The following is a 26,124-nucleotide window of genomic DNA, read 5'->3' on the forward strand; positions in this document are numbered from 1 at the left end:
CGGTCACGCGGACCCATGAACAAGGGCGGCCAGGAGGCCGCCCTTCGTTCGTTCGGAGCCGGCATCGCCGCCGGCTCGTTCGCGGTGACCGCGATGCGATTACAGGTTCGGCGACAGCGCGAGCGCGTTCGTCAGGTCGCCCATCGGCTGGGCGCCGTTCGCCTTCAGCGCGTCGTCGCGTTGCTGCAGGCCGGCGAGGCGCGGCAGCGAGAAGCGGCGCGTGATGAAGCGCAGGATCGAACCCGTGTCGTACTGCGTGTGGTCGACGAAGCCCTTCTTCGCGAACGGCGACACGATCAGCGCCGGAATGCGGGTGCCCGGGCCCCAGCGGTCGGCGGTCGGCGGCGCGGCGTGATCCCAGAAGCCGCCGTTTTCGTCGTACGTGACGACCACGACCATGTTCTTCCACTGCGGGCTGGCCTGCAGGTGCGCGATCACATCGGCGATGTGCTGGTCGCCGGACGTGACGTCCGTGTAACCCGGATGCTCGTTCAGGTTGCCTTGCGGCTTGTAGAACGCGACCTGCGGCAGCGTGCCCGCGTCGATTGCCTTGATGAACTCCGCGCCGTTCGCGCCGCCGTCGAGCAGGTGCTGCGCGCGGCTCGCGGTGCCCGGCGCCTGGTTCGCGAAATAGTTGAACGGTTGGTGGTGCGGCTGGAAGTTCGGCGTCGACAGGTCGGCGCCGTAGATCACGTTCGACGTGCCGTTCTGGCTCGCCTGCAGCGCCTGGCCCCACGCGCCGCCATACCACGCCCACGACACGCCCGCGTTGGTCATCAGGTCGCCGATGTTGGTCGCCGTCTGCGGCGGCATCGTCGACGGATTGGCCGGGTCGGCCAGCAGCGGATCGCCGCCCGCTGCCGCCTTGTTGCCGCTCGGCTGATACGCCGGCTGCATCGTGTTGATGCCGTAGAAGTCCGGCGTCAGCGCGCCGTCGTTGACGAACTTCGGCGGCCCGCTCAGCGCGGAAGCCGGCGAGTTCGTCGCGACCTTCAGCGACTTGCCGTCGGCGTTCAGCACGGCGATCTTGCCGGCCGCCGGGCTCTTGTCGGCGTTCGGGTAATACGGCGCGCACGCGCAGATCAGGTACTGGTGGTTCAGGAACGAACCGCCGAACGCGCCCATGAAGAAGTTGTCGGCGAGCACGTACTGCTGCGCGATCTTCCACAGCGGCAGCTTCGACGGATCGGCCGTGTAGTGGCCCATCGTCAGGCCGCCCGCGTCGGTCCATGCGGCGTACATGTCGTTCTTGCCGCCGTTGATCTGCATCTGGTCCTGGTAGAAGCGGTGCACGATGTCGCGCGTCGCGATGCTCATCGACTGGTTGAAGCCGTTCGGATCGTCGATCGCGAACGGCGCGTTCGGCAGGTTTGCCGTCATCGCCTCGGTCACCGCCGGCGTGATGCCGGTCGCGGTCAGGCCGCCCCAGATCTTCGGCAGCGTCGCCATCGTCGAGCCGTCGCGGTCCTTCTGCACCGAATTCGCGGCCGTCGCGTTCTGCAGACCGTTGGCGCCCGGGAAGTTGCCGTACAGGTTGTCGAAGCTGCGGTTTTCCGCGTAGATCACGACGACGTTCTTGACGGCCGACAGGCCCTGCTGCGTCACGTCGTCGCCGCCGCAGGCGGTCAGGCTGAGCGCGGCCGCAAGGGCGATCGGCGTGTAGCGAATCCAGGCGTGCTTCTTCATGCGATGTTCTCTCTCATTCGTCGTTGGTCGCGTGTGGGAACCGGGTGGCGGAGGGCCGGCGCGCGAACCTCGCGGTACCGCCCGGCTGCGCGCATTATCTGGAACCGATTTGACAGCCGGGTGTAGGGACGCTTTCAATTGACTGTCGGTTGAACGTCATCCAACGGTCACGGAACTGACATAAGCTCCGGCCGATTGCCCACCGCTACCAGAACAACGACGATGCACACCTTTCTGAAATCCTTCGCGTTCGCGCGGTCGCTGGTCCCCGCCGCGGCGACGCTCGCGGTGGCTGGCGCGCTCGCCGCGCTCGCCGCGCTCGCCGGTTGCGACGCGCAGCCCGGCACGACCGCGTCGGCCGCGTCCGTCGTCCCGGCGGCGCAGGCTGCTCCGGCCGCCCCGGCGGTCGCGCCGGCTCGCCAGCCGCAGACGCGCGCGCAGGTGTTCGAGGGCGTGAAGCAGATGACGGCGCTCGGCAAGCAGCTGTTCTTCGATCCGTCGCTGTCCGGGTCCGGCAAGCTCGCTTGCGCGTCGTGCCATAGCGCCGAGCATGCGTTCGGGCCGCCGAACGCGCTGTCGGTGCAGTTGGGCGGCGACGACATGCACCGTACCGGCTTTCGCGCGGTGCCGTCGCTGAAGTACCTGCGCGGCATCCCGCCGTTCAGCGAGCACTTCCACGATTCGCCGGACGAAGGCGACGAAAGCGTCGACGCGGGTCCGACCGGTGGGCTGACCTGGGACGGCCGCGTCGATACGCGCGATGCGCAGGCGCGCATTCCGCTCCTGTCGCCGTTCGAGATGAGCAGCTCGCCTGCGCGGGTCGCGAAGGCGGTCCGCGCCGCGCCGTATGCCGACGCGTTCCGCAAGGCGTTCGGCGACCAGGTGCTCGGCGACGACCGGGCGACGTTCGATGCGGTGCTGCGCGCGCTCGATGCATTCCAGCAGCAGCCGGCGCTGTTCGATCCGTACACGAGCAAATACGACGCATATCTGGCCGGCCACGCGCAGCTCACACCCGCCGAGTTGCACGGGCTGCAGCTGTTCAACGACGAGAAGAAGGGCAATTGCGCGAGCTGCCACATCAGCCAGCGCACGCTCGAAGGCGGCCCGCCGCAGTTCAGCGATTTCGGGCTGATCGCGATCGCGGTGCCGCGCAACCGCGCGCTGCCGGTCAATCGCGACCCGCGCTTTTACGATCTTGGCGCCTGCGGTCCCGAACGCACCGACCTGAAGGGGCGCGACGAATTCTGCGGGCTGTTCCGCACGCCGTCGCTGCGCAACGTCGCGCTGCGCAAGACGTTCTTCCACAACGGCGTGTATCACTCGCTCGAGGACGTGATGCGCTTCTACGTCGAACGCGACATCCATCCGGAGAAGTTCTACCCGGTCGTGCACGGCAAGGTGCAGATCTACGACGACCTGCCGAAGCGCTACTGGCCGAACATCAACCGCGAAGCGCCGTTCGACCGCAAGCGCGGCGACCAGCCCGCGCTGAATGCGGCCGAGATCAAGGACGTGATCGCGTTCCTGGGCACGCTGACTGACGGATATCAGCAAACGGCCGTCGCTGCCAAGCCCTAGAAGGCCTTCATCGCAGCACGCATGCTATGCTCGCTCGCTGACGGGCGCGGTGCGTGCCGGTTCGCCGGCATGCACCGCGCCTTTCGATCGAACATCCAAGGAGAAAAACATGTCGATGCGTGCATCCCTTTCCGTCGTCACGCGCGTGCTGGCCGGCGCCGCGTGCGCAGCCGCGATGCTTCCCGCCCACGCGCAGAACAACCTGAACTTCCTGAACGACACGCCGATCAGCTATTTCAGCAAGACCGACCGCGCGTCGCTTTCCAAGGCAGTCGTGCAGGCGCGCGACGAAGGCAAGGACGGTGAAACCACGACGTGGCAGAGCAGCGGCCGCGGCACGCAGATCGACGCGAAGCTCACGCCGAGCACGACCGAGGCGGACGGCAAGACCTGCCGCGAAGTCGCGACCGAAATCACCGCGAAGGGCCAGACGATGACGCTCAAGCCCGTCTATTGCAAGACTGCCGCGGGCAAGTGGCAGCTGCAGAAGCGCTGAGCACGCGCATGACGAAGCGGGGCGGCGCGCCGCGCACGGTATCGTGCGGCGTCGTGATCCTCGATGCGGCCGGCCGCGTGTTCCTCGCGCATGCGACGGACACCACGCACTGGGACATCCCGAAGGGGCAGGGCGAACCGGGCGAGACGCCGGCCGACGCCGCGCTGCGCGAACTGCTGGAGGAAACCGGCATCGCGTTCGCGCCGGCGCGGTTGCTCGATCTCGGCCGCTTCGCGTACCGGCACGACAAGGACCTGCACCTGTTCGCGGTGCAGGTGGCCGACGGCGAAATCGATCCCGCGCACTGCACGTGCACGTCGCTGTTTCCGAGCCGTCGCGACGGCTCGATGATTCCCGAGATGGACGCGTACCGCTGGACCGTGCCGGGCGACATCGACACCTATGCGAGCCGCAGTCTCGCGCGGCTGTTTCGCACGAAGCTGTCGCTGGCGGACTTGCATCGGCGGTTGTCGGGCGCGTGAACGGGCGCCGCGGCTTCCGTTTTCGCCTGCCGTTCCTCGGCCCGCGCCCATGAAAAAACCGGCTCCAGGGCCGGTTTTTTCATGCCGAGGCAGCGGCGGCTTGCGAGCCGCGCGCTACCGCGCGGAGCAGGCCGTCAGGCCGGCTTGCCCCAGCTGTCGCGCAGCCCGACGATCCGGTTGAACACCGGCTTGCCCGGCTTCGAATCGACACGGTCTGCAACGAAGTAGCCGTGGCGCTCGAACTGCAGGCGCGTTTCCGGCGCGACGTCGCCGTTGCCCGGCTCGAGGTACGCCTGCACGATCTTCTTCGAATCGGGGTTCAGCGCCTCGAGGAAGTTCGCGCCGCCCGCGTCCGGGTGCGGCTCCTTGAACAGGCGGTCGTAGATCCGCACTTCGGCCGGCTGCGCGTGCTTCGCGCTGACCCAGTGGATGTTGCCCTTGACCTTGTACGTGTTCGCGCCTTCGGTGCCCGACTTGCTGTCCGGGAAGTAGTTGCAGTGCACGGCCGTCACGTTGCCGTCGGCGTCCTTGTCGAAGCCCGTGCATTCGATCACGTAGCCGTAGCGCAGGCGCACCTTGTTGCCCGGGAACAGGCGGAAATAGCCCTTCGGCGGGTTTTCGACGAAATCCTCGCGCTCGATCCACAGTTCGCGCGAGATCGGGAACGTGCGCACGCCGCGGTCCGGATGGTGCGGATGCACGGGCGCCGTGCACGCTTCCTCGAGGTCTTCCGGATAGTTGTCGATCACGAGCTTCAGCGGATCGAGCACCGCGACCGTGCGCGCCGCCTTGTCGTCGAGGTCGTCGCGCAGCGCGCCTTCGAAGATGCTCATGTCGATCCACGAATCGATCTTCGTCACGCCGATCCGCTCGCAGAACAGGTGGATGCTCTCCGGCGTGAAGCCGCGGCGGCGCACGCCGACGATCGTCGGCATCCGCGGGTCGTCCCAGCCGTCGACGTGGCCTTCGGTGACGAGTTGCAGCAGCTTGCGCTTGCTGGTGATCGCGTACGTGAGGTTCAGCCGCGAGAATTCGATCTGTTGCGGCAGCGGGCGCGTGAACACGCCGGCTTCCGCGAGTTCGTTCAGCACCCAGTCGTACAGCGGGCGGTGATCCTCGAATTCGAGCGTGCACAGCGAATGCGTGATGCCTTCGAGCGCATCCGAGATGCAGTGCGTGTAGTCGTACATCGGATACACGCACCATGCGTCGCCGGTGCGGTAGTGGTGCGCGTAGCGGATCCGGTAGATCACCGGGTCGCGCATGTTCATGTTCGGCGACGCCATGTCGATCTTCGCGCGCAGCACGTGCTCGCCTTCCTTGAACTCGCCGGCCTTCATCCGGCGGAACAGGTCGAGGTTCTCTTCCGGCGTGCGCTCGCGGAACGGCGACGGCTTGCCGCCTTCGGTCAGCGAGCCGCGGTTCGCGCGCATTTCGTCGGCGCTCTGGCTGTCGACGTACGCCTTGCCGCGCTTGATCAGCAGCTCGGCGAACTCGTACAGCTTGTCGTAGTAGTCGCTCGCGAAATACTGATGATCGACCGCGTCCTTGCGCCAGTCGAAGCCGAGCCAGCGCACCGCGTCGACGATCGAGTCGACGTATTCGACGCTTTCCTTTTCCGGGTTCGTGTCGTCGAAGCGCAGGTGGCACACGCCGCCGTAGTCGCGCGCGACGCTGAAGTTCAGGCAGATGCTCTTCGCGTGACCGATGTGCAGATAGCCGTTCGGCTCGGGCGGGAAGCGCGTCTCGACGCGGCCGCCCCATTTGCCGGTGCGGTTGTCGTCGTCGATGATGTTACGGATGAAATTGGAAGCCGCGGGGGCGTCGTTGCGTTCGGTGCTCATGCGGTTGGCGTCAGGTTGTGTCGGCGCGTCGCGCCGGTTTAATCCTGTAATTCTACCTGACCGGGGTCCGTCCCGCGCGGCCTGCCGGTCCGGCGCCGTCCGTTCGTGATGCGTACCGCAATATATCGAGTGTGTGTCGGCTGTAACACGACGTAAATCGGATTGCCGGCGCCGTTCGGGTTTTCCTATGATGGCTTTACCGATTCAATGCCGCCATTCGCAATTTTTGCGTGGCGGGAGGAAGCCAATAATCATGATGAAGAAGACCACTTTTCTCGTTCGTACCGCGGTGATCGTCGCGGCCCTGTCGCAACTCGGCGCATGCGCGATGACGCATACGCAACGCAATGCCGGGATCGGCGCGGCCGCGGGCGGCGCGCTCGGCTACCTGATCACGGGCGGCCCGGTCGGCACGGTGGCCGGCGCGGCGGCAGGCGGCCTGGTCGGCGCCGGCGTCCGCTGACCCCGCCGGCAGGCGCCCGCGACGCGGGCGCCACGCATGCCGGCCGGTCGTGACGCCTGCCTGAGTGCATCACGACCCGCACGAACGTCACGCACATCCCCCGGATTTCGACAGGCACCATCAGGGAGAGGCGGGTGTGCGACACTGCGTCGACGCTACAACACGATTCCATTCGTCGACCAACCCTTCCATGACCGACTCCGTCGTTTTCGTCTTGCCGGGCTACGCCAATTCGGGCCCGCTTCACTGGCAGAGCCGTTGGGAGCGCGCCGACGCGCGCTTCTCGCGGGTCGCGATGCCCGACTGGGACCGTGCGTTCCGCAATGGCTGGTGTCTCGCGCTCGACCGGGCGGTCGAAGCCGCGCGCGGGCCCGTGCTGATCGCCGGCCACAGCCTCGGTACGCTGACCACCGCTTGGTGGGCGACCCGCTACGCACGCCCGGCCGCGCTCGCGAAAGTGCGCGGCGCGCTGCTCGTCGCATTGCCCGATCCCGCCGGGCCGGCGTTCCCGGTCGACGCGCACGGTTTCGGCCCGGTGCCGCACGAGCGATTGCCGTTTCCGACCTGCGTCGTCGCGAGCAGCGACGATCCGTACGGTTCGCTCGCGTTCGCACGCGGCTGCGCGCATGCGTGGGGCAGCGCGTTCCGCGACATCGGCCCGCGCGGCCACATCAACGCCGACAGCGGGCTCGGCGACTGGCCGGCCGCACGCGGCTGGCTCGACGCGCTCGCGCGCTAGCCGGGCCGTTCGCCGCCGCGCGAGCCTGACGCGTCAGATCGCCTGTTTCGCCTTCAGCGCGGCAATCCGCTCGTCGTCGTAGCCGAGCATGTCGCGCAGCACCTCTTCCGTCTGCGCACCGAGCAGCGGCGGGGCGGTGCGTGCGTCCGGCGGCGTCGCGCTCATCCGGATCGGGTTGCGCACGAGCTTCACGTCCGCGCCGCACGGGTGCGGCAGCGCTACCTGCATCCCGCGCGCGACCACCTGCTCGTTGTCGAACACCTCGTCGAGATCGTTGATCGGCCCGCACGGCACGCCGGCCGCTTCGAGCGCGCCGATCCAGTCGGCCTTGCCGCGCGCCTTCACCATTTCCGCGAGGATCGGCACCAGCGTGTCGCGATGGCGCACGCGCGACGGGTTCGTCGCGAAGCGCTCGTCGTCGGCCAGCTCGGGCCGGCCGCCGGCTTCGACGAACTTGCGGAACTGCCCGTCGTTGCCGACCGCGACGATGATCCAGCCGTCGCTCGTCTGGAACGTCTGGTACGGCACGATGTTCGGATGCGCGTTGCCCCAGCGCACCGGCGGCTTGCCGCTCGCGAGGAAGTTGGTGTTCATGTTCGCCAGCAGCGCGACCTGCACGTCGAGCAGCGCCATGTCGATGTACTGGCCTTCGCCCGTGCGGTCGCGGTGCGCGAGCGCGGCGAGCACGGCGATCGTCGAATAGAGGCCGGTCGCGAGATCGGCGATCGCGACGCCGGCCTTCTGCGGGCCGCCGCCCGGCTCGCCGTCGCGCTCGCCGGTGATGCTCATGAAGCCGCCGATCCCCTGCACGATGAAGTCGTAGCCCGCGCGGTGCGCGTACGGGCCGGTCTGGCCGAAGCCGGTGACCGAGCAGTAGACGAGATCGGGCTTCACCGCGCGCAGCGCGTCGTAGTCGAGCCCGTATTTCTTCAACTGACCGACCTTGTAGTTCTCGAGCACGACGTCGCTCTGCGCGGCGAGCTCGCGCACGATCCGCTGGCCCTCGGGCGTCGCGATGTCGATCGTCACCGAGCGCTTGTTGCGGTTCGCCGCGAGGTAGTACGCGGCCTCGGCGGTATCCGCGCCGTCCGCGTCCTTCAGGTACGGCGGCCCCCAGTGGCGCGTGTCGTCGCCGGCGCCCGGGCGCTCGACCTTGATCACGTCCGCGCCGAAATCGGCAAGGGTCTGCGCGCACCACGGGCCCGCGAGCACGCGGGTGAGGTCCAGCACGCGGATATGGCTCAGGGCACCCATCGTCGAATCGTCTCCTTTCATGGCTGGCCTGCCTTGCCGGGCAAGGCCGATTGGCATGCCGAGCATCTTAAGGCGAATCGGCCGCGCGGGTGGCCCAGGCCGGTCGTCCGGCGCAGCGGGCCGCCGCCGCTTGGGCGGGCGGTCTGTATCGTATAATCGATCGTTTCCGAATCCATGCCGCCGCGCGCCCCGCCTGGGGCGCCGGCGTTTGAAGCCGTCTTTGCCAGACTGTCCCCGCACGCCATGAAAGCTGCCGAAATCCGCGAGAAATTCCTCAAATTCTTCGAATCGAAGGGCCACACGATCGTCCGCTCGTCGAGCCTCGTGCCCGGTAACGACCCCACGCTGATGTTCACGAACTCGGGCATGGTCCAGTTCAAGGACGTCTTCCTCGGCACGGACCCGCGCCCGTACTCGCGCGCCACGACGGCGCAGCGCAGCGTGCGCGCGGGCGGCAAGCACAACGACCTCGAGAACGTCGGCTACACGGCGCGCCACCACACGTTCTTCGAGATGCTCGGCAACTTCTCGTTCGGCGACTACTTCAAGCACGACGCGATCAAGTTCGCGTGGGAGCTGCTGACCACGGTCTACCAGCTGCCGAAGGAAAAACTGTGGGTCACCGTCTACCAGGAAGACGACGAGGCATACGACATCTGGGCGAAGGAAGTCGGCGTGCCGACCGAGCGGATCATCCGGATCGGCGACAACAAGGGCGCGCGCTACGCATCGGACAACTTCTGGACGATGGGCGACACCGGCCCGTGCGGCCCGTGTACCGAGATCTTCTACGACCACGGCCCGGACGTGTGGGGCGGGCCGCCGGGGTCGCCTGAGGAAGACGGCGACCGCTACATCGAGATCTGGAACCTCGTGTTCATGCAGTTCAACCGCGACGCGCAGGGCAACATGACGCGCCTGCCGAAGCAGTCGGTCGACACCGGCATGGGCCTCGAGCGTCTCGCCGCGGTGCTGCAGCACGTGCACAGCAACTACGAGATCGACCTGTTCCAGAACCTGATCAAGGCCGCCGCGCGCGTGACCGAGATCAGCGACCTCACGAACAACTCGCTGAAGGTGATCGCCGATCACATCCGCGCGTGCTCGTTCCTGATCGTCGACGGCGTGATCCCCGGCAACGAAGGCCGCGGCTACGTGCTGCGCCGGATCGTGCGCCGCGCGATCCGCCACGGCTACAAGCTGGGCCGCAAGGGCGCGTTCTTCCACAAGCTGGTGGCCGACCTCGTCGCCGAGATGGGCACCGCCTACCCGGAGCTGAAGGAAGCCGAACAGCGCGTGACCGACGTGCTGCGCCAGGAAGAGGAGCGCTTCTTCGAGACGATCGAGCACGGCATGTCGATCCTCGAGGCCGCGCTGGCCGACGTCGACGCGAAGGGCGGCAAGGTGCTCGACGGCGAACTCGCGTTCAAGCTGCACGATACCTACGGCTTCCCGCTGGACCTGACGGCCGACGTGTGCCGTGAGCGCGGGATGACGGTCGACGAGCCGGCGTTCGACGACGCGATGGCGCGTCAGCGCGAGCAGGCGCGCGCGGCCGGCAAGTTCAAGGCCACGCAGGGCCTCGAATACTGGGGCGCGAAGACCACCTTCCACGGTTACGAGGAAATCGCGTTCGACGACGCGAAGGTCGTCGCGCTGTACGTCGACGGCTCGGCCGTCAACGAAGTGAAGGCCGGCCAGGATGCGGTCGTCGTGCTCGACCACACACCGTTCTACGCGGAATCGGGCGGTCAGGTCGGCGACCAGGGCGTGCTCGCGAACGCCGCGACGCGCTTCGCGGTGGCCGACACGCTGAAGGTGCAGGCCGACGTGATCGGCCATCACGGCACGCTGGAGCAGGGCACGCTGAAGGTCGGCGACGTGCTGCGCGCGGAAATCGACGCGCAGCGCCGCGCGCGCACGCAGCGCAACCACTCGGCCACCCACCTGATGCACAAGGCGCTGCGCGAAGTGCTCGGCGCACACGTGCAGCAGAAGGGTTCGCTCGTCGACGCGGAAAAGACCCGCTTCGACTTCGCGCACAACGCACCGATGACCGACGACGAAATCCGTCGCGTCGAGCAGATCGTCAACAACGAGATCCTGGCGAACGCGCCGGGCATCGTGCGCGTGATGCCGTACGACGAAGCGGTGAAGGGCGGCGCGATGGCGCTGTTCGGCGAGAAGTACGGCGACGAAGTGCGCGTGCTCGACCTCGGCTTCTCGCGCGAACTGTGCGGCGGCACGCACGTGCACCGCACCGGCGACATCGGCCTGTTCAAGATCGTCGTCGAAGGCGGCGTCGCGGCCGGCATCCGCCGGGTCGAGGCGATCACCGGCGACAACGCGGTGCGCTATGTGCAGGAACTCGACGCACGCGTGAACGAAGCGGCCGCGGCGCTGAAGGCGCAGCCGTCGGAACTCACGCAGCGCATCGCGCAGGTGCAGGACCAGGTGAAGTCGCTCGAGAAGGAACTGGGCGCGCTGAAGTCGAAGCTCGCGTCGAGCCAGGGCGACGAGCTCGCGCAGCAGGCCGTCGAGATCGGCGGCGTGTACGTGCTGGCCGCGACGCTCGACGGTGCCGACGCGAAGACGCTGCGCGAAACGGTCGACAAGCTGAAGGACAAGCTGAAGAGCGCGGCGATCGTGCTGGCGGCCGTCGAAGGCGGCAAGGTCAGCCTGATCGCGGGCGTCACGCCGGACGCGAGCAAGAAGGTCAAGGCCGGCGAGCTCGTGAACTTCGTCGCGCAGCAGGTCGGCGGCAAGGGCGGCGGCCGTCCGGACATGGCGCAGGCAGGCGGCACCGAGCCGGCGAACCTGCCGGGCGCGCTGGCCGGCGTGAAGGGCTGGGTCGAAGAACGGCTCTGATCGTTGCACGACCGATGCGATGCCGTCGCCCTGACGGCATCGCGTGAATCGAAAAACGACCCGATCGGCAGGCGCCGGTCGGGTCGTTTCGTTTGTGCGGTCGAGGCGTGTCGATCGATGCGGCGACGCGCGGGCACGGGTCAGGCCGGCACGGTCACCGTCGGCTTCGTCACGTCGCCGGGCTGCCGCGCGGTGTCGGTGAGCGCATCGCGCAGCGCGGCGAGCGCCGCCGACGCATAGCCCCGCCGCCACGCGAGCAGCGTGTCGATTCCTTCGAGTTCGGGAATCGTGTGCGCGGCGATGTTGCCCGTCTCGGGCTGCAGATCGAGCACCGAACGCGGCGCGACCGCGATGCCCGCGCCGGCCGCGACGCACGCGACGATCGCGTGATACGAGCCGAGCTCGAGCACGCGGGCCGGCTTCACGCCGTGCGCCGCGTACCACTGCTCGACGTACTTGCGATACGTGCAGCCGCGCTCGAACGCGATCAGCGTCGGCAGGATCACGTCGCGTGGCGTGCGCACCGGCGGATGGCCGCGCGGCGTGAGCAGCACGAGATCCTCGCGGAAGATCGGCACGGTCTCGAACGTGTCGGGCAGCATGTCCGGCTCGGGCGGGCGGGCGAACAGCGCGGCGTCGACCTCGAAGTCGCGCACGCGGTCGATCAGCCAGCCCGTCGTGCCCGTCAGCAATTCGAGCGACACGTCGGGCCACGCGTGGTGATAGCGCGCGAGGATGGTCGGCAGCCGACTCGCGGCCGTGCTTTCCATCGTGCCGAGCCGCAGCCGCCCGCGCGGCGTGTCCTCGCGCACCGCGTCGCGCGCCTCGTCGGCGAGCGCGAGCAGGCGCTCCGCGTACGGCAGCAGCGTTTGCCCGGCCGGCGTCAGCACGAGTCGGCGGCCGTCGCGCACGAACAGCGCCGCGCCGAGTTCCTCCTCCAGCTGCTTGATGCGCGTCGTGACGTTCGACTGCACGCGATTGAGCTTGGCCGCCGCGCGCGTCACGCCGTTCTCGCGCACGACCGCCCGGAAAATCGCCAGCGCCGCCAGGTCCATGATTCTCTCCGAGGGATGAGTCGATTCTTAATTATTCATTTTTCGAGAATGGTTGGTCAAGCTAGGATGGACCCATTCCGATTTCCGATCCGGCTGGCGCGCGCGAAGCGCCGGCCCATGCCGCCATGTCCCGCTTCGATGCTCCGCCCGCCGCCGCCCGCGTGCCTTCGTCCGACCAGGCCGACCGCCGCGCCCGCGCGGCCGCGCTCGCCTGCATGGTCGGGCTCGCCGTCGTGCTCGGCGTCGGCCGTTTCGCGTTCACGCCGCTGTTGCCGCTGATGCTCGCGGACGGCTCGATCGGCCTGAAAGCCGGCGGCTGGCTTGCGTCCGCAAACTATGCGGGCTACTTCGTCGGCGCGGCCAGTTGCGCGGCGCTGCACGTCGCGCCGGCGCGGATGGTGCGCTTCGGGCTTGCGGCGACCGTGCTGCTGACCGCCGCGATGGGCATCGGTCACTGGCTGCCGGCGTGGCTCGTCGTGCGTTTCGTCGCGGGCGTCGTCAGCGCATGGACGTTCGTGTTCATGTCGCAATGGGGGTTGCGGCGTCTGGCCGAGCTGGCTGCGCCCGAATGGAGCGGGGTGATCTACGCGGGGCCGGGCGTCGGCATCGTGGTGACGGGGCTGATCGGCAGTGCGCTGGCCGGCCGGCATGCGGCGGTGGGCTGGCTGGGTTTCGCGGCGTTGTCGGCCGTCCTGTCGGTCGCGATCTGGCGCACGTTCGGTGCGGCGCCGGCCGTGGCGCACGCGCAGCCAACGTCGACCGCTGCCGCGCCCACCGGTGCGCCGGTCGCCCCGGCGGCGCGGGCCGCCCCGCGAAGCCGTCGCGCGGACGCCGCGTGGCTCGTCGTGCTGTACGGCGCACCGGGCTTCGGCTACATCATCACCGCGACGTTCCTGCCGGTGATCGCGCGCGCCGCGCTGCCGGCCGGTTCGCCGTGGCCCGACCTGTTCTGGCCGATGTTCGGCGCGGCGCTGATCGTCGGCGCGATCACCGCCGCGCGGCTACCTGGCCACTGGGACAACCGGCTGCTGCTGGCGGCCGGCTGCGCGACGCAGGCGCTCGGCATCGCGGCCGGGATCGTGTGGCCGAACGCGGCCGGCTTCTCGATCGGCAGCGCGTTGCTCGGCCTGCCGTTCACCGCGATCACGCTGTTCGCGATGCGCGAGGCGCGGCGCCTGCACGGCGAGCGCGCGGCCGGGCTGATGGGTTACGCGACCGCCTCGTATGGCGTCGGGCAGATCCTCGGGCCGCTCGTCGCGGCGCCGCTGGCCGCGCGCTTCGGGTCGTTTACGCCTGCGCTGTGGGTCGCGGTGGCCGCGCTGCTGATCGGTGCCGCCGGCTTCGCGGCGACCGCCGCGCGCGGGCGCCGATCATCCCGGCGCGGGTAGGGCCGGATCGTCTCGGGCGCGGGCAAACTCGCTAGAATGAAGCCTTTCCCGCGCCGAGCGGGTGCGCGGGCAGCCGGCAGGCGGCCGTCCGGCGCCCGCCAGATTCTCATCGATGACCACCGCCGACTACCGTTTTTGCCCGCGCTGCGCGAGCCCGCTCACCGAGCGGGCCGATCCCGACCATGAGGGCGGCCGCGTTCGCCAGGCGTGCCCCGACGAGTCGTGCGGCTACGTGCACTGGAACAACCCGCTGCCGGTCGTCGCCGCGATCGTCGAACTCGACGGCAAGATCCTGCTCGCGCGCAACGCGGCGTGGCCCGAAGGGATGTTCGCGCTGATCACCGGCTTTCTCGAAAACGGCGAGACGCCCGAGGACGGCATCGCGCGCGAGGTGTTCGAGGAAACCGCGCTGAAGGCCGAGCAGGTATCGCTCGTCGGCGTGTACGAATTCATCCGCAAGAACGAACTGATCATCGCGTACCACGTGCGGGCGTCGGGCACGGTGTCGTTGTCGCCGGAACTGCTCGAGTACAAGCTCGTCGATCCGCCGCTGCTGCGCCCGTGGCGCGCCGGCACGGGCGTCGCGCTCGCCGACTGGATGCGCGCGATCGCGACGCGGCGCTTCGTCGCCGGCCGGCGCGCCGCGTCGTGCGGCCGCCACGCGTCGTCTTCGCCGTCGTTATCCCCATCGTTCCCTTCGCTTCCATCGTCCTGACCGCCATCGCCATGTCCGACAAGCCACAGCCGCGTCCGCGCGACGCCTATCGCCACTTCCTGCCGATCACGACCCGCTGGATGGACAACGACGTTTACGGGCACGTGAACAACGTCGTCTACTACAGCTACTTCGACACCGTCGTGAACGCGTACCTGATCCGCGCGGGCGTGCTCGACGTCGAGCACGGGCAGACGATCGGGCTGGTTGTCGAGACGCAGTGCAACTACTTCGCGCCGCTCGTGTTCCCGCAAGCGGTCGACGCGGGGCTGCGCGTCGTGAAGCTCGGCACGTCGAGCGTGCGCTACGAAGTCGGGCTGTTCGCGCAGGGCGATGCGTCACCCGCCGCGCAGGGGCACTTCGTGCACGTGTACGTCGATCGCGGCACGCGCCGTCCGGTGCCGCTGCCCGACGCGCTGCGCGCCGCGCTCGAACCGCTCGCCGCCTGACGCCACGCGGTGCACGCGTTCGCGCTCCAGGCCTTCAACGGCCTCAGCTACGGCTTGCTGCTGTTCATGCTGTCGGCCGGCCTCACGCTGATCTTCAGCGTGCAGGGCGTGCTCAACTTCGCGCATGCGAGCTTCTACATGCTCGGTGCATACGTCGGCTACGGCATCGCGGCCTGGGCGGGCTTCTGGTCCGCGCTCGTGCTCGCGCCGCTCGCGGTCGGGCTGCTCGGCGCCGGCTGCGAACGCGCGCTGCTGCGCCGTGTGCAGGCGCGCGGCCATACGAGCGAACTGCTGCTGACCTTCGGTCTCGCGTACCTGATCGGCGAGGGCGCGAAACTCGCGTGGGGCCTCGCGCCACTGCCGGCGCCCGTGCCGCCGCTGTTCGACGGCGCGCCCGTGACCGTGTTCGGTCTCGCGTTGCCGCGCTACCGGCTGTTCATGATGGCGATGTCCACGACGATGCTGGTCGCGCTCGGCGTGCTGCTGCGTGCGTCGAGTATCGGGCTCGTCGTGCGCGCGGCGCTCACGCATCGCGCGGCCGTCGAGGCGCTCGGCTACGACGTGCCGCGCGTGATGACGGCGCTGTTCGGCGCGGGCACCGCGCTCGCGGCGCTGGCCGGCGTGATCGGTGCGCCGCTCGCGGTGATCGAGCCCGCGCTGGCCGAAACCGTCGGGTCGGTCGTGTTCGCGGTGGTCGTGATCGGCGGGCTCGGCTCGCTCGGCGGTGCGTTCGTCGCGTCGCTCGCGGTCGGTTTCGCGCAGACCTTCGCGGCGGCGAGCGACACGTCGCTGCGCGACCTCGTGCAATGGACGGGCATCGCGCTGCCGGATAGCGTCGCCGCCGTGTCGATCGCGCAACTGGCGCCGCTGGTGCCGTACCTGCTGCTCGTCGCGGTGCTGGTCGCGCGACCGCGCGGGTTGTTCGGCGAGCGTGTCGATGCATAGTCGCGCATTGGCCGGATCCGCGCGCTGGGCGCTGTTCGCCGCGTGCGTCGCGCTGCCCGCGTGGCTGTGGCCGCACGGCGCGGTGCTCGGCTATCTCGCGCAGACGGCCGCGCTCGTCGTGCTCGCGCTGTCGTACAACCTGCAGCTCGGCACGACCGGGCTGCTGTCGTTCGGGCATGCGGCGTTCGCGGGCCTCGGCGCGTTCGCGGCCGCCCACTGGTTCAATCACGTCGGCGGCCCGCTGCCGCTGTTGCCGCTCGTCGGCGGTGCGGCCGGCGCGGGCTTCGGGTTCGTCGCCGGGCTGCTGGCGACGCGCCGCTCCGGCACCGCGTTCGCGATGATCACGCTCGGGCTCGGCGAATGCGTCGCGGCGGCCGCGTGGAGCGTGCCCGCGTGGTTCGGCGGCCTCGGCGGCGTGCCGATCGACCGGGCGAGCGGCGCGTCGTGGGGCAACGGCTATTTCGGCGCGCCGGCGCACGCGTATGCGGTGATCGCCGCGTGGTGCGTCGTGTCGGCGTGCGCGATGCATGCGTTGACGCGCACGCCGCTCGCGCGGCTCGCGAACGCGGTGCGCGACAACCCGGCGCGCGTCGCGGCGCTCGGCACCGATCCGCGCCGCGTGCGGCTCGCGATGGTGACCTGCGCATCGTTCTTCGCCGGCATCGCCGGCACGCTGACGCTGATCGACGTCGAAATCGCGACGCCCGACAGCGTGTCGATGGCGCGCTCGGCGACCGTGCTGATCGCCGCGGTGATCGGCGGCACCGGCGCATTCTTCGGGCCCGCGGCCGGCGCGGCCGTGCTGACCGCGCTGAGTATCGTCGTCGCGGGCGTGTCGCGCGCGTGGGCGCTGTATCTCGGCGTGTTGTTCGTCGCGGTCGTCGTGGCCGCGCCGGGCGGGATCGCCGGCATTGCGCAAACGCTCGCGCATGCGCTGCGCCGCGGCGCGCCGGCGGCCGAGCGGTGGCGCGTGCTGTGCGGCGTCGGCGCGTGCGCGTTCTGGGGCGTCGCGATCGTCTGTGCGGCCGAGCTCGGCTATGCGTGGCGGTTCGCGCAGGACGACGGCACGGGCCTCGCGTTCGGCGCGTGGGGCATCGATGCCGATACGCCGGTCGGCTGGGCCGTCGCATGCTCGGCGGCCGGCATCGGCACACTGCTGTGGGGCTGGCGCGCGCGGCTCGCGCATGACGCGGCAGCGACCCCGCGGGAGGACGCGCGATGAACGGCAACGCGATCGCGCTTCACGGCGTCGTGCAGCGCTTCGGCGCGCAGACGGTGCTCGACGGTGTGGATTTGAGCATCGCGGCCGGCGAGCGTCACGCGCTGATCGGGCCGAACGGCGCGGGCAAGTCGACGCTGTTCGGCGTGATCGCCGGGGCGACGCGGCCGACGCGCGGGCGTGTCGTGCTGCACGGCGTCGAGCTGCGCGGACGCGGGCCGGTCGTCGCGAGCCGCCTCGGCATCGGCCGCAGTTTCCAGCAGACGAGCGCGTTCGCGCGGCTGACCGTATTCGACAATCTGCGGTGCGCGGCGCTGCATGCGCCGGCCGAACGGCGGCGCTGGTGGAACCGGCTGCGCGAATCGGCGTCGATCGATCTCGCGGCCGCGCGCGTGCTGCACGACGTCGGCCTCGACGCGCGGCGCGACACGCCGGCCGGCGAACTGAGCTATGCGGAGCAGCGCGCGCTCGATCTCGGGATCGCGCTTGCAAGCGGCGCGCGTACGCTGCTGCTCGACGAGCCGACGGCCGGCATGAGCCGCGCGCAGGCGGCGCGGATGATCGCGCTGATCCGCGCGACGACGCAGGGCCGCACCGTGCTGATGATCGAGCACGACATGGACGCGGTGTTCGGGTTCGCCGAACGCATCACGGTGCTCGTGCGCGGCGCGGTGGTCGCGACCGGCGCGCCCGACGCGATCCGCGCCGATTCGCGCGTGCGGGCCGCGTACCTGGGCGAGGGCGCGACATGAACGCCGTGCTCGACATTCGCGGGCTGCGCGCGTGGTACGGGGTGCAGCCCGTGCTCGACGGCGTCGATCTCGCGCTCGCGCCGGGCGAGACGCTCGCGCTGCTCGGTCGCAACGGATCGGGGCGTTCGACGCTCGCGAAGGCCGTGATGGGGCTCGTACGCACGGCCGGTTCGGTGCGCATCGCCGGCGCCGAATGCACGGGCGCGCGCACGTTCGAAATCGCGCGGCGCGGCGTCGCTTACGTGGCTGAAAGCCGCGACGTGTTCCCGCTGCTGACCGTGCGCGACAACCTGCGGCTCGGTTTGCGCGGCGCGCGCGGCACGGCCGAACGCGCAGCGCTCGACCGCCTGCTCGACCGGTTTCCGCTGCTGGCCGCACGCGCGGACGTGAAGGCGGGGCGGCTGTCGGGCGGCGAGCAGCAGGTGCTCGCGCTGGTGCGCGCGCTCGCCGGCCGCCCGCGCGTGCTGATCGTCGACGAGCCGGCCGAAGGGCTCGCGCCGCTCGCGGTCGACGAAGTCGGCGCGTGCCTTGCCGCGCTGCAGGCCGACGGCGTCGCGATCGTGCTGATCGAGCAGCGGTTGCAGCTCGCGCCGCGGCTCGCGCGGCGCGTGGCGGTGATGGGGCGGGGACGGATCGTCTACGACGGCGCGCTCGACGGGCTGGGCGGCGAAGTCGCCCACGCATGGCTGAGCGCCGGCTGACGACGCCCGATCGATTGTTCGGCAAACGCCGCCAGTCAATTCGCTTCAAGCCGCTTTATCGCTGCGGTGCCGCACAAGTACATTGCCAGTCAGGCCGGTCGCCATCGCGATGCAACGACGCATCACCGCCTCGCTGCGGCAACCGGCACCATCCATCGAACGTCTTCGGACTGGAGAATGAAATCATGAGCAAGCTGGCAGGCAAGGTCGCGATCGTCACGGGCGCATCGAAGGGCATCGGCGCGGCAATCGCGAAGGCACTGGCCGACGAAGGCGCGGCGGTCGTCGTCAACTACGCGAGCAGCAAGGCAGGCGCGGACGCGGTCGTCAGCGCGATCACCGAAGCGGGCGGCCGCGCGGTCGCGGTCGGCGGCGACGTGTCGAAGGCCGCCGACGCGCAACGCATCGTCGATACGGCGATCGAAACGTATGGCCGTCTCGACGTGCTCGTCAACAATTCGGGCGTGTACGAATTCGCGCCGATCGAAGCGATCACCGAGGAACACTATCGCCGGCAGTTCGACACGAACGTGTTCGGCGTGCTGCTGACCACGCAGGCGGCCGTCAAGCATCTCGGCGAAGGCGCGAGCATCATCAACATCAGTTCGGTCGTGACCAGCATCACGCCGCCGGCCAGCGCCGTGTACAGCGGCACGAAGGGCGCGGTCGACGCGATCACCGGCGTGCTCGCGCTCGAACTCGGCCCGCGCAAGATCCGCGTGAACGCGATCAACCCGGGGATGATCGTGACCGAGGGCACGCACAGCGCGGGCATCATCGGCTCCGATCTGGAGGCGCAGGTGCTCGGCCAGACGCCGCTCGGCCGCCTCGGCGAGCCGAACGACATCGCGTCGGTCGCCGTGTTCCTCGCGTCGGACGATGCGCGCTGGATGACTGGCGAGCACCTCGTCGTCAGCGGCGGGTTGAACTGATCGTCCGCGGTACCGCGCGAACGGTGGGTGGGCGCCGTTCGCGCCGCTACGCGCTCATCGCCAGCGCATTCGCGCCGACGTGCCACCGCAAACATTCGACGACGAGCGCGTGATCGGCTTCGGAGCCGAGCCCCGCGATCGTCATCGCGCCGACGATGCCGGCGCCGGCGATCCGCAACGGCACGCCGCCGCCGTCGAGCGCGTAGTCGTCGTCCGACAGGCCCTGCGACCGCAGTGACCAGCCGGCCCGCCGAAAGCGCGCGCCGACCGCGAGCGAACTCTGGCCGAACCGCAGCACCGTGTTCTGCCGGCGGCGAATCGCGTCGCTGTCGTGCGCGCCGCTGCCGTCGAGCGCGCAGTAGAACAGCGGTGCGTGCCCGCCGACGATGCCGACCGCGATCGGCAGCCCGCGTCGCGACGCGAGGTTGACCGCGATTTCGCCCATTCGACGTGCGACGGCCGCATTGAAGTGCGGCAGCGCCGGGTTCGACGCGTCGTCGTCGAAGGCGTGGGGTGCGAGGCGAAAGGGGGGCGTCACCATGGCGGCTCCGTAGCGTGGCCGGCTCCGTACGCGCGTGCCGGGCGTCGCATCGTCACGGGCCGCGCGCGGGCCCGTGTTCCATTCAGTGCTTCGGCGTTTCAGCACGTCAGCACTTCTTCAGCACTTCAACGTTTCGGCGCCGCGTCGAGCATCCACTCGTGCGCGGGATCGTTCTTGAACGCCCACGCGCGGCTCGGACCCGCCATCACGTTCAGGTAGTACAGGTTGTAGCCGTGAGGCGCGACCACCGGGTGATAGCCGCGCGGCACCATCACGACGTCATGGTTCTCGACCGCGCAGGCCTCGTCGAGGCTGCGATCGTCGGTGTACACGCGCTGGAACGCGAAACCCTGCGGCGGATCGATCCGGTGATAGTAGGTTTCCTCGAGCGAGGTTTCGTCGGGCGCCGCGTCGCGGTCGTGCTTGTGCGGCGGATAGCTGCTCGAATGGCTGGCCGGCGTGACGACTTCGACGACCAGCAGCCGGTCGGCGGCCGGATTGTCGCCCATCAGGATGTCGCACACATAGCGCGTGTTGGTGCCCTGGCCGCGTACCGAGCGGCGCATCCGCTCGCCGTCGAGGCGCAGCACGCGCTTGTCGCCGCTCGCGTACGGCGCGGTGCACAGCGCGACTTCCGCATCGCGCGTCGCGACCAGCGTGACGGTCTTGCCGCCCGGCACGTACAGCGCGTCCGGCGACACGTCCTCGAATACGCTGTCGCGCTTGCCGAGCGCATCGTAGGTCTCGCCGTCGACTTCGGCGCGCACCGTGCCGGTCAGCACGACGACGCACAGCTCGCGCGTGTCGGTGGCGACCGTTTCGGTATCGCCGGCCTTCAGGCGCAGCGCGCGAAAGCCGACGTGCTGCCAGCCGGCCGATTCGGGCGTGACGTTGCAGATTTCGCGGTCGGCGGATGCCTTGACCAGCAGGGGAGAAATCGTCATGAAATGGGTCTCCGCAATAGGGTAGGGCTCGAGCGCTCACGCGCCTTCGTGCGGGCTCACGCGCTCAACCGGTCGACGATCGCGCGCAGCGACTCGTAGCCCTTCTTCGCATACGCGTAGCTCGGCGCGACGGCCGGGTCCTGTTCGGCCTCGACGACGAGCCAGCCTTCGTAGCCGGCGTCCTTCAGCGTGCGCAGCGTCGCGTCGTAGTCGAGCGCGCCGTCGCCCGGCACCGTGAAGGTGCCGTTGATCACGCCGTTCAGGAAGCTCCAGCCGTCGTTGCGCGCCTGGTTGACCACCTGCGGCCGCACGTCCTTGCAATGCACGTGCGCCACGCGCGATACGTGCTTCTTCAGCAGTGCGACCGGGTCGGCCGCGCCGCCGAAATACGCGTGGCCGGTGTCGAACAGCAGGAACACCTTCGCCGGATCGGTCAGCGCCATCAACCGGTCGACGTCGTCCGGCGATTCGACGTACGCGCCCGTGTGGTGATGGTAGGCAAGCCGGATCCCGTACGTGTCGAGCAGGTGCGCGCCGAACGCATCGAGGCGCGCGGCATAGCGCCGCCACGCTGCGTCGTCGACGAAACGCGGCCGCTTCGCGACCGGCGTGTCGATGCTGCCCTGGATCGTGCCCGCGCACTCGCCGTACACGACCACCGTCACGTCGTTGTACTGCAGCTTCGTCATGTGCGCGCGGCAGCGCTCGATTTCGGCGGCGACCGCATCGGCGTCGGTCATGCCCGGCGCGAGCTCCGCGAGGAAGCCCGAATACCAGCCCGACACGCATACGAGCCCGAATTCGGCGAGTTTCGCCTTCAGTTCGGGGCCGGTCTTCGGAAACTTGTTGCCGAGCTCGAAGCCCGCATAGCCGATTTCGGCGCCTTCCTTCAGCGCCGTTTCGAGCGGCGTCTCGCCGCCGAGCGACGGCAGGTCGTCGTTCATCCACGACAGGGGGTTGATACCGATGCGGACGTTCCAGCTCATGACGTGCTTCCTTGATTCGAATGTTGTTGTCTCGGCGCGGCCGATGGAAAGGGGGCGGCTCAGCGTCGCTGGCGGGTTTTCGCGTCGAGATACGCGCGGTGTGCGTCCACGACGCCCGCGCGTTCGGACACCTGCGGCACCGCGACTTCCCACCATGCGCCGCCGTCGTCGGTCGTGCGACGGTGCGTGGTGTCGATCACGAGCACCTGGCTCTTCTTCGCCGCGCGGGCGCGTTTCATTTCGTCGCGCAATTCGCCGATGTCGCGCACGTGCACGGCTTCGGCGCCCATCGCGCGCGCGTGCATCGCGAAGTCGATCGTCGAGCGTTCGCCGCCTTCGGGCACGCAGTCGTCGAGCATGTTGTTGAAGCTCGCGCCGCCGCAATTCAGTTGCAGCCGCTCGATGCAGCCGTAGCCGCGGTTGTCGAGGATCACGACGATCAGCTTGCGGCCGAGCATCACGGAGGTCGCGAGTTCGGCGTTGAGCATCATGTACGAGCCGTCGCCGACGATCACGATCACTTCGCGCTCGGGCCGCGCGAGCTTCGCGCCGAGGCCGCCCGCGACTTCGTAGCCCATGCACGAATACGCGTAATCCATGTGGTAGTTGCCCGGCACGCCGCTGCGCCACAGCTTGTGCAACTCCGCCGGCAGCGTGCCGGCCGCGCACACGACGAGATCGTCGCGCGCGCTGTCGAGGCCCGCGTCGGCCGCGGAGTCGCGCACCGCGCCGATCACTTCCGCATCGTACGGCAGCGTGTCCGTCGGAATCCGCGTGGTCAGCTCCGTCACGCGCGCGTTCCACGCGGCGGCCTGGTCGCGGCTTGCGGCGGTCCACGCCGGGTCGGCGCGCCAGCCGGCCAGCGCGGCCGACAATTGGCCGAGGCCCGTGCGCGCATCGGCCACCAGTTGCCGGCCGCGTTTCTTGCCCGCGTCGAACGGCTGCACGTTCAGGCTCAGCAGCGTCGCGTCGCCGTAGAGCGCGTGCGAACCGGTCGTGAAATCCTGCAGCCGCGTGCCGACCGCGAACACGACGTCGGCCTGCGCGGCCGCGCGGTTCGCGGCGGGCGAGCCCGTCACGCCGATCGAGCCGAGGTTCAGCGGGTGATCCCACGCGAGGCTGCCCTTGCCGGCTTGCGATTCGGCGACCGGTACGCCATGCGTGTCGGCGAACGCGCGCAGCGCGTCCCACGCCTGGCTGTACAGCACGCCGCCGCCCGCGACGATCAGCGGCTTCTTCGCGGCCTTCAGCACGTCGAGCGCATCGGCGAGCTCGAGCGCGTCGGCCGGCGGGCGGCGCATCCGGATCAGCGGCGGCGCGAAGAACGCCTCGGGCCAGTCGTACGCGAAGGTCTGCACGTCCTGCGGCAGCGCGAGACAGACGGGGCCGCACTGCGCGGGATCGGTCATCACCTGGATCGCGCGCGGCAGCGCGACGAGCAGTTGCTCGGGCGACGTGATGCGGTCGAAGTAGCGTGTCACGGGCCGGAAGCAGTCGTTCGCGCTGACGTCGCCCTGTTCGAAATCCTCGACCTGCTGCAACACGGGGTCGGGCAGCCGCGACACGAACACGTCGCCGGGCAGCAGCAGCAGCGGCAGGCGGCCGACGTGCGCGAGCGCGGCCGAGGTCAGCATGTTGGTCGCGCCGGGGCCGATGCTCGACGTCGCGGCCATCATCCGCTGGCGGAAATTCGCCTTCGCGAACGCGACGGCCGCGTTGGCCATTCCTTGTTCGTTGTGCGCGCGAAACGTCGGCAGCCGGTCCTTCTCCGCGTGCAGCGCTTCGCCGAGCCCGGCCACGTTGCCGTGGCCGAAGATCGCGAATACGCCGCCGCAGTACGGCAGGATCTCGGTGCGGCCGTCGGGCTGGACGACTTCGGCGCGCAGGGCGGCCAGGTAGCGCACGAGCGCCTGGCTGACGGTCAGTCTTACGGTGGTGGTCATCGTCGGTCGATAGAGAGAAGTCGGGTGGTCGTCACGAACGGAGGCATCAGGCCGCGGCGGCGCGGGCGGCGGCCCGGCGGCCGAGCCACGCGTCGACCAGTTGCGCGAAATTGCCGGCCACTTCGTCGATCAGCGCCTGATCGTCGATCCGGCCCGCGAACCAGTTCAGCGACGCATCGGCCCACAGCGTGCGGCCGACCATGAAGCCCTTGACGATCGGGTTGGTCGCCGAGCGGAAGCTGTCGACGAGGTATTGCAGCGGCTGGTTCAGCCCGAGGATCACCGCGCCGCGGCAATGCGGGTCGCGCTCGGCGATCAGCGCGGCGAGCCGCGTCCAGCCGTCGGCGGTGAGCGGCGTGAGCTTCCACCAGTCGGGTTTCACGCCGAGGTTGTAGAAGCGCGCGACGGTGCGCAGCACCGCGTCGTCCTCGGTGCCGGCCGGCGTGACCGCGCGCGGCGGAATCATCTCCAGCAGCAGCTCGTTGCCGCTCGCACGCGTGGCTTCCCACAGTTCCAGCACGCGCTGCTCCTGCTCGACGCGCAGGTCGACGGGGTCGTCGGGGTGATAGTGAACCAGGCACTTCACGACCTGTTCGGTCGGCCAGTGCGTGAGCGACGAGCCGACCGAGCGCGTGTCGTCGAACCGCAGCGGGCGCGAGCCCGGCAGCTCGACCGGACGGCCGACCCACCAGCCGCGCCCGGTGGCCGACGCGAGCGCGTCGCTGCCGTACGCGCCGCCGTCGATCAGCACGCCGACGTGGCCGGCGATGCCGCGATCGCGCTCGACCTGTTCGACCGCGCGCACGAGCAGGCGCTTCAGCGTCTTGATCCGCGCTTCGTCCGCGCCGGCCTGCACCGCGAGCTCGTAGAACTGGCTGCGATGGTCGAACGCCATCACGCACAGGTCGTCCCAGTCGCGGCGCGGCACCGTCACGCGATGCAGGTGCGCGAGCGTGCGGTCGGCATCGACTACCGGATTGCGGCTGCCGTCGAACCAGTGCGCGAGTTCGGCCGGCGTCGGCATCGCGGCCGAGCACGCGTGGCGCGACACGACGATCGCGCCGCACGCGTTCGCGATGCGCGTCGATTCGGCCCAGTCGCGCCCGCGCAGCAGCCCCGACAGCAGGCCCGACAGGAATGCGTCGCCCGCGCCGAGCACGTTGAGCACCTCGACGCGCTCGCCGAGAAAGGTCGGCGCAGCGTCGATGCTGGCCGGAATGTCGCCTTCGATCACGCAACAGCCGAGCGCACCGCGCTTGACGACCAGCGTCGCGTTCGTGATCGCGCGCACCGCCTGCAACGACCCGATCAGGTCGTGCGGCACGCCGCCCGCGATCAGGAATTCTTCCTCCGTGCCGACCAGCAGGTCGAATTCGCCGAGCACCTGCTGCAACTGCCGCGTCACCTGCGCGTCGGGCACGTAGCGGTTTTCGCCGGCGCCGCGTGCGGTCAGTCCCCACAGCACCGGCCGGTAGTCGATGTCGAGGATGCGCACCGTGCCGTGGCTGCGCGCATACGTCAACGCGGTCAGCGACGCCTCGCGCGTACCCGGCGTCGACAGATGCGTGCCGGTGATCGCGAGCGCGCGGCAACCGGCGATGAAGTCCTCGCGGATCTCGTCGGCGCGCACGGCCATGTCCGCGCAGTTCTCGCGCACGAACAGCAGCGGAAACGTATCGCGATCCTTCAGCCCGAGCAGCACCAGCGCGGTGAGGCGCTCGCGGTCGGTCTGCAACTGGCTCGTGTCGCAGCCTTCGCGCTCGAGCGTCTCGCGCAGGAAGCGGCCCATCTGCTCGTCGCCGACGCGCGAAATCATCGCGGTCTTCAGCCCGAGCCGCGCGACGCCGAACGCGACGTTGCCCGACGAGCCGCCGAGATACATCTGGAAGCTGCGCGCGTCCTCGAGGCGGCTGCCGTACTGCTGCGCATAGAGATCCACGGCCACGCGGCCGAGGCAGGCGAGATCGATGGGGCGGTCACTCGGAAAGTTCAGCAGGCTCATATCACGTGTCACGCTCGCGGCCGGCGTTCGGCGCTGCCGGCAGATTAGGGGACCGATCCCGCGACGGCTGTCCGCAGCAGGTGCTGCACGACGCGAGGCTGCCTGTCGCCGGGATTCGGGCTACGGAACGGAGTCTAGA

Annotated in this window: 23 protein-coding genes; 14 read left to right on the forward strand and 9 right to left on the reverse strand. The window is 69.6% G+C overall.

Annotated elements, in window-relative coordinates:
* Window positions 1-99: 99 nt before the first annotated feature.
* Window positions 100-1,686, reverse strand: coding sequence for an acid phosphatase (locus H0X90_RS06460; protein WP_006490385.1), 1,587 nt, complete (start codon window positions 1,684-1,686; stop codon window positions 100-102).
* Window positions 1,687-1,908: 222 nt separating this feature from the next.
* Here H0X90_RS06460 and H0X90_RS06465 point away from each other — a divergent pair, with 222 nt between their 5' ends.
* The 3 genes from H0X90_RS06465 to H0X90_RS06475 all read left to right on the forward strand — a co-directional run bounded on the left by H0X90_RS06465 (window position 1,909) and on the right by H0X90_RS06475 (window position 4,245).
* Window positions 1,909-3,267, forward strand: coding sequence for a cytochrome-c peroxidase (locus tag H0X90_RS06465; protein ID WP_077233820.1), 1,359 nt, complete (start codon window positions 1,909-1,911; stop codon window positions 3,265-3,267).
* A gap of 109 nt (window positions 3,268-3,376) precedes the next feature.
* Window positions 3,377-3,763, forward strand: a complete 387-nt coding sequence (locus H0X90_RS06470; RefSeq protein WP_006482251.1) for a hypothetical protein — start codon at window positions 3,377-3,379, stop codon at window positions 3,761-3,763.
* Between the two features lie 8 nt (window positions 3,764-3,771).
* Window positions 3,772-4,245, forward strand: coding sequence for an NUDIX hydrolase (locus tag H0X90_RS06475; RefSeq protein ID WP_034200688.1), 474 nt, complete (start codon window positions 3,772-3,774; stop codon window positions 4,243-4,245).
* A gap of 134 nt (window positions 4,246-4,379) precedes the next feature.
* Here H0X90_RS06475 and H0X90_RS06480 read toward each other — a convergent pair whose 3' ends face one another.
* Entirely contained in the window at window positions 4,380-6,089 is a 1,710-nt protein-coding gene (locus H0X90_RS06480) for a glutamine--tRNA ligase/YqeY domain fusion protein (protein WP_006482253.1), read from the reverse strand.
* A 253-nt stretch (window positions 6,090-6,342) separates the two neighbouring features.
* Between H0X90_RS06480 and H0X90_RS06485 the strand changes: the two genes are divergently transcribed.
* Entirely contained in the window at window positions 6,343-6,552 is a 210-nt protein-coding gene (locus H0X90_RS06485) for an ornithine acetyltransferase (RefSeq protein ID WP_006497729.1), read from the forward strand.
* 190 nt (window positions 6,553-6,742) lie between these two features.
* Complete coding sequence (locus H0X90_RS06490) at window positions 6,743-7,291, forward strand: alpha/beta hydrolase (RefSeq protein WP_006489670.1); 549 nt, start codon at window positions 6,743-6,745, stop codon at window positions 7,289-7,291.
* A 33-nt stretch (window positions 7,292-7,324) separates the two neighbouring features.
* Here the strand turns inward: H0X90_RS06490 and H0X90_RS06495 are convergent, their stop codons facing one another.
* Entirely contained in the window at window positions 7,325-8,545 is a 1,221-nt protein-coding gene (locus tag H0X90_RS06495; RefSeq protein ID WP_034200686.1) for a CaiB/BaiF CoA-transferase family protein, read from the reverse strand.
* A 243-nt stretch (window positions 8,546-8,788) separates the two neighbouring features.
* Here H0X90_RS06495 and alaS point away from each other — a divergent pair, with 243 nt between their 5' ends.
* Complete coding sequence (alaS, locus tag H0X90_RS06500) at window positions 8,789-11,413, forward strand: alanine--tRNA ligase (protein ID WP_077191068.1); 2,625 nt, start codon at window positions 8,789-8,791, stop codon at window positions 11,411-11,413.
* A 140-nt stretch (window positions 11,414-11,553) separates the two neighbouring features.
* On the opposite strand, the gene H0X90_RS06505 is transcribed toward alaS, so the two are convergent.
* Entirely contained in the window at window positions 11,554-12,468 is a 915-nt protein-coding gene (locus H0X90_RS06505; RefSeq protein ID WP_077020087.1) for a LysR family transcriptional regulator, read from the reverse strand.
* Between the two features lie 125 nt (window positions 12,469-12,593).
* Here H0X90_RS06505 and H0X90_RS06510 point away from each other — a divergent pair, with 125 nt between their 5' ends.
* The 8 genes from H0X90_RS06510 (at window position 12,594) to H0X90_RS06545 (ending at window position 19,569) form a co-directional block, all read left to right on the forward strand.
* Window positions 12,594-13,856 carry a YbfB/YjiJ family MFS transporter gene (locus tag H0X90_RS06510; protein WP_077191067.1) on the forward strand — a complete coding sequence of 421 codons (1,263 nt, stop codon included), beginning with the start codon at window positions 12,594-12,596 and terminating at the stop codon, window positions 13,854-13,856.
* Between the two features lie 112 nt (window positions 13,857-13,968).
* Window positions 13,969-14,571, forward strand: coding sequence for an NUDIX domain-containing protein (locus H0X90_RS06515; RefSeq protein WP_227739772.1), 603 nt, complete (start codon window positions 13,969-13,971; stop codon window positions 14,569-14,571).
* An 11-nt stretch (window positions 14,572-14,582) separates the two neighbouring features.
* On the forward strand, window positions 14,583-15,020 hold the full coding sequence (locus tag H0X90_RS06520) for a thioesterase family protein (protein WP_077191066.1): 438 nt from the start codon (window positions 14,583-14,585) through the stop codon (window positions 15,018-15,020).
* 9 nt (window positions 15,021-15,029) lie between these two features.
* The gene (locus H0X90_RS06525; protein WP_077191065.1) at window positions 15,030-15,965 is read left to right on the forward strand and encodes a branched-chain amino acid ABC transporter permease; all 936 of its coding nucleotides are present in this window, start codon (window positions 15,030-15,032) and stop codon (window positions 15,963-15,965) included.
* A complete protein-coding gene (locus H0X90_RS06530) occupies window positions 15,958-17,187 on the forward strand; it encodes a branched-chain amino acid ABC transporter permease (RefSeq protein ID WP_077191064.1) in 1,230 nt (409 codons plus the stop codon). The genes H0X90_RS06525 and H0X90_RS06530 overlap by 8 nt, the downstream gene beginning before the upstream one ends.
* On the forward strand, window positions 17,184-17,936 hold the full coding sequence (locus H0X90_RS06535; protein WP_058901375.1) for an ABC transporter ATP-binding protein: 753 nt from the start codon (window positions 17,184-17,186) through the stop codon (window positions 17,934-17,936). Before H0X90_RS06530 ends, H0X90_RS06535 begins: the two co-directional genes overlap by 4 nt.
* The gene (locus tag H0X90_RS06540; RefSeq protein WP_077191063.1) at window positions 17,933-18,637 is read left to right on the forward strand and encodes an ABC transporter ATP-binding protein; all 705 of its coding nucleotides are present in this window, start codon (window positions 17,933-17,935) and stop codon (window positions 18,635-18,637) included. Before H0X90_RS06535 ends, H0X90_RS06540 begins: the two co-directional genes overlap by 4 nt.
* 185 nt (window positions 18,638-18,822) lie before the next feature.
* Complete coding sequence (locus H0X90_RS06545; RefSeq protein ID WP_006481604.1) at window positions 18,823-19,569, forward strand: SDR family NAD(P)-dependent oxidoreductase; 747 nt, start codon at window positions 18,823-18,825, stop codon at window positions 19,567-19,569.
* 46 nt (window positions 19,570-19,615) lie between these two features.
* Here the strand turns inward: H0X90_RS06545 and H0X90_RS06550 are convergent, their stop codons facing one another.
* The 5 genes from H0X90_RS06550 to iolC form a co-directional block, all read right to left on the reverse strand.
* On the reverse strand, window positions 19,616-20,110 hold the full coding sequence (locus H0X90_RS06550; protein ID WP_077191062.1) for a heme-degrading domain-containing protein: 495 nt from the start codon (window positions 20,108-20,110) through the stop codon (window positions 19,616-19,618).
* 125 nt (window positions 20,111-20,235) lie between these two features.
* Window positions 20,236-21,054: a 5-deoxy-glucuronate isomerase gene (gene iolB / locus H0X90_RS06555; protein ID WP_077191061.1), complete on the reverse strand. Its 819-nt coding sequence runs from the start codon at window positions 21,052-21,054 to the stop codon at window positions 20,236-20,238.
* Window positions 21,055-21,110: 56 nt separating this feature from the next.
* Window positions 21,111-22,040 carry a myo-inosose-2 dehydratase gene (gene iolE, locus H0X90_RS06560; protein ID WP_077191060.1) on the reverse strand — a complete coding sequence of 310 codons (930 nt, stop codon included), beginning with the start codon at window positions 22,038-22,040 and terminating at the stop codon, window positions 21,111-21,113.
* A 59-nt stretch (window positions 22,041-22,099) separates the two neighbouring features.
* A complete protein-coding gene (gene iolD, locus H0X90_RS06565) occupies window positions 22,100-23,983 on the reverse strand; it encodes a 3D-(3,5/4)-trihydroxycyclohexane-1,2-dione acylhydrolase (decyclizing) (RefSeq protein ID WP_006494057.1) in 1,884 nt (627 codons plus the stop codon).
* A 46-nt stretch (window positions 23,984-24,029) separates the two neighbouring features.
* Window positions 24,030-25,985, reverse strand: a complete 1,956-nt coding sequence (gene iolC, locus H0X90_RS06570) for a 5-dehydro-2-deoxygluconokinase (RefSeq protein ID WP_077191059.1) — start codon at window positions 25,983-25,985, stop codon at window positions 24,030-24,032.
* Between the last annotated feature and the right edge of the window lie 139 nt (window positions 25,986-26,124).

Origin of the sequence: Burkholderia sp. 9775_39 (genome assembly GCF_015712225.1) — a bacterium.
GTDB lineage: Bacteria > Pseudomonadota > Gammaproteobacteria > Burkholderiales > Burkholderiaceae > Burkholderia > Burkholderia cenocepacia.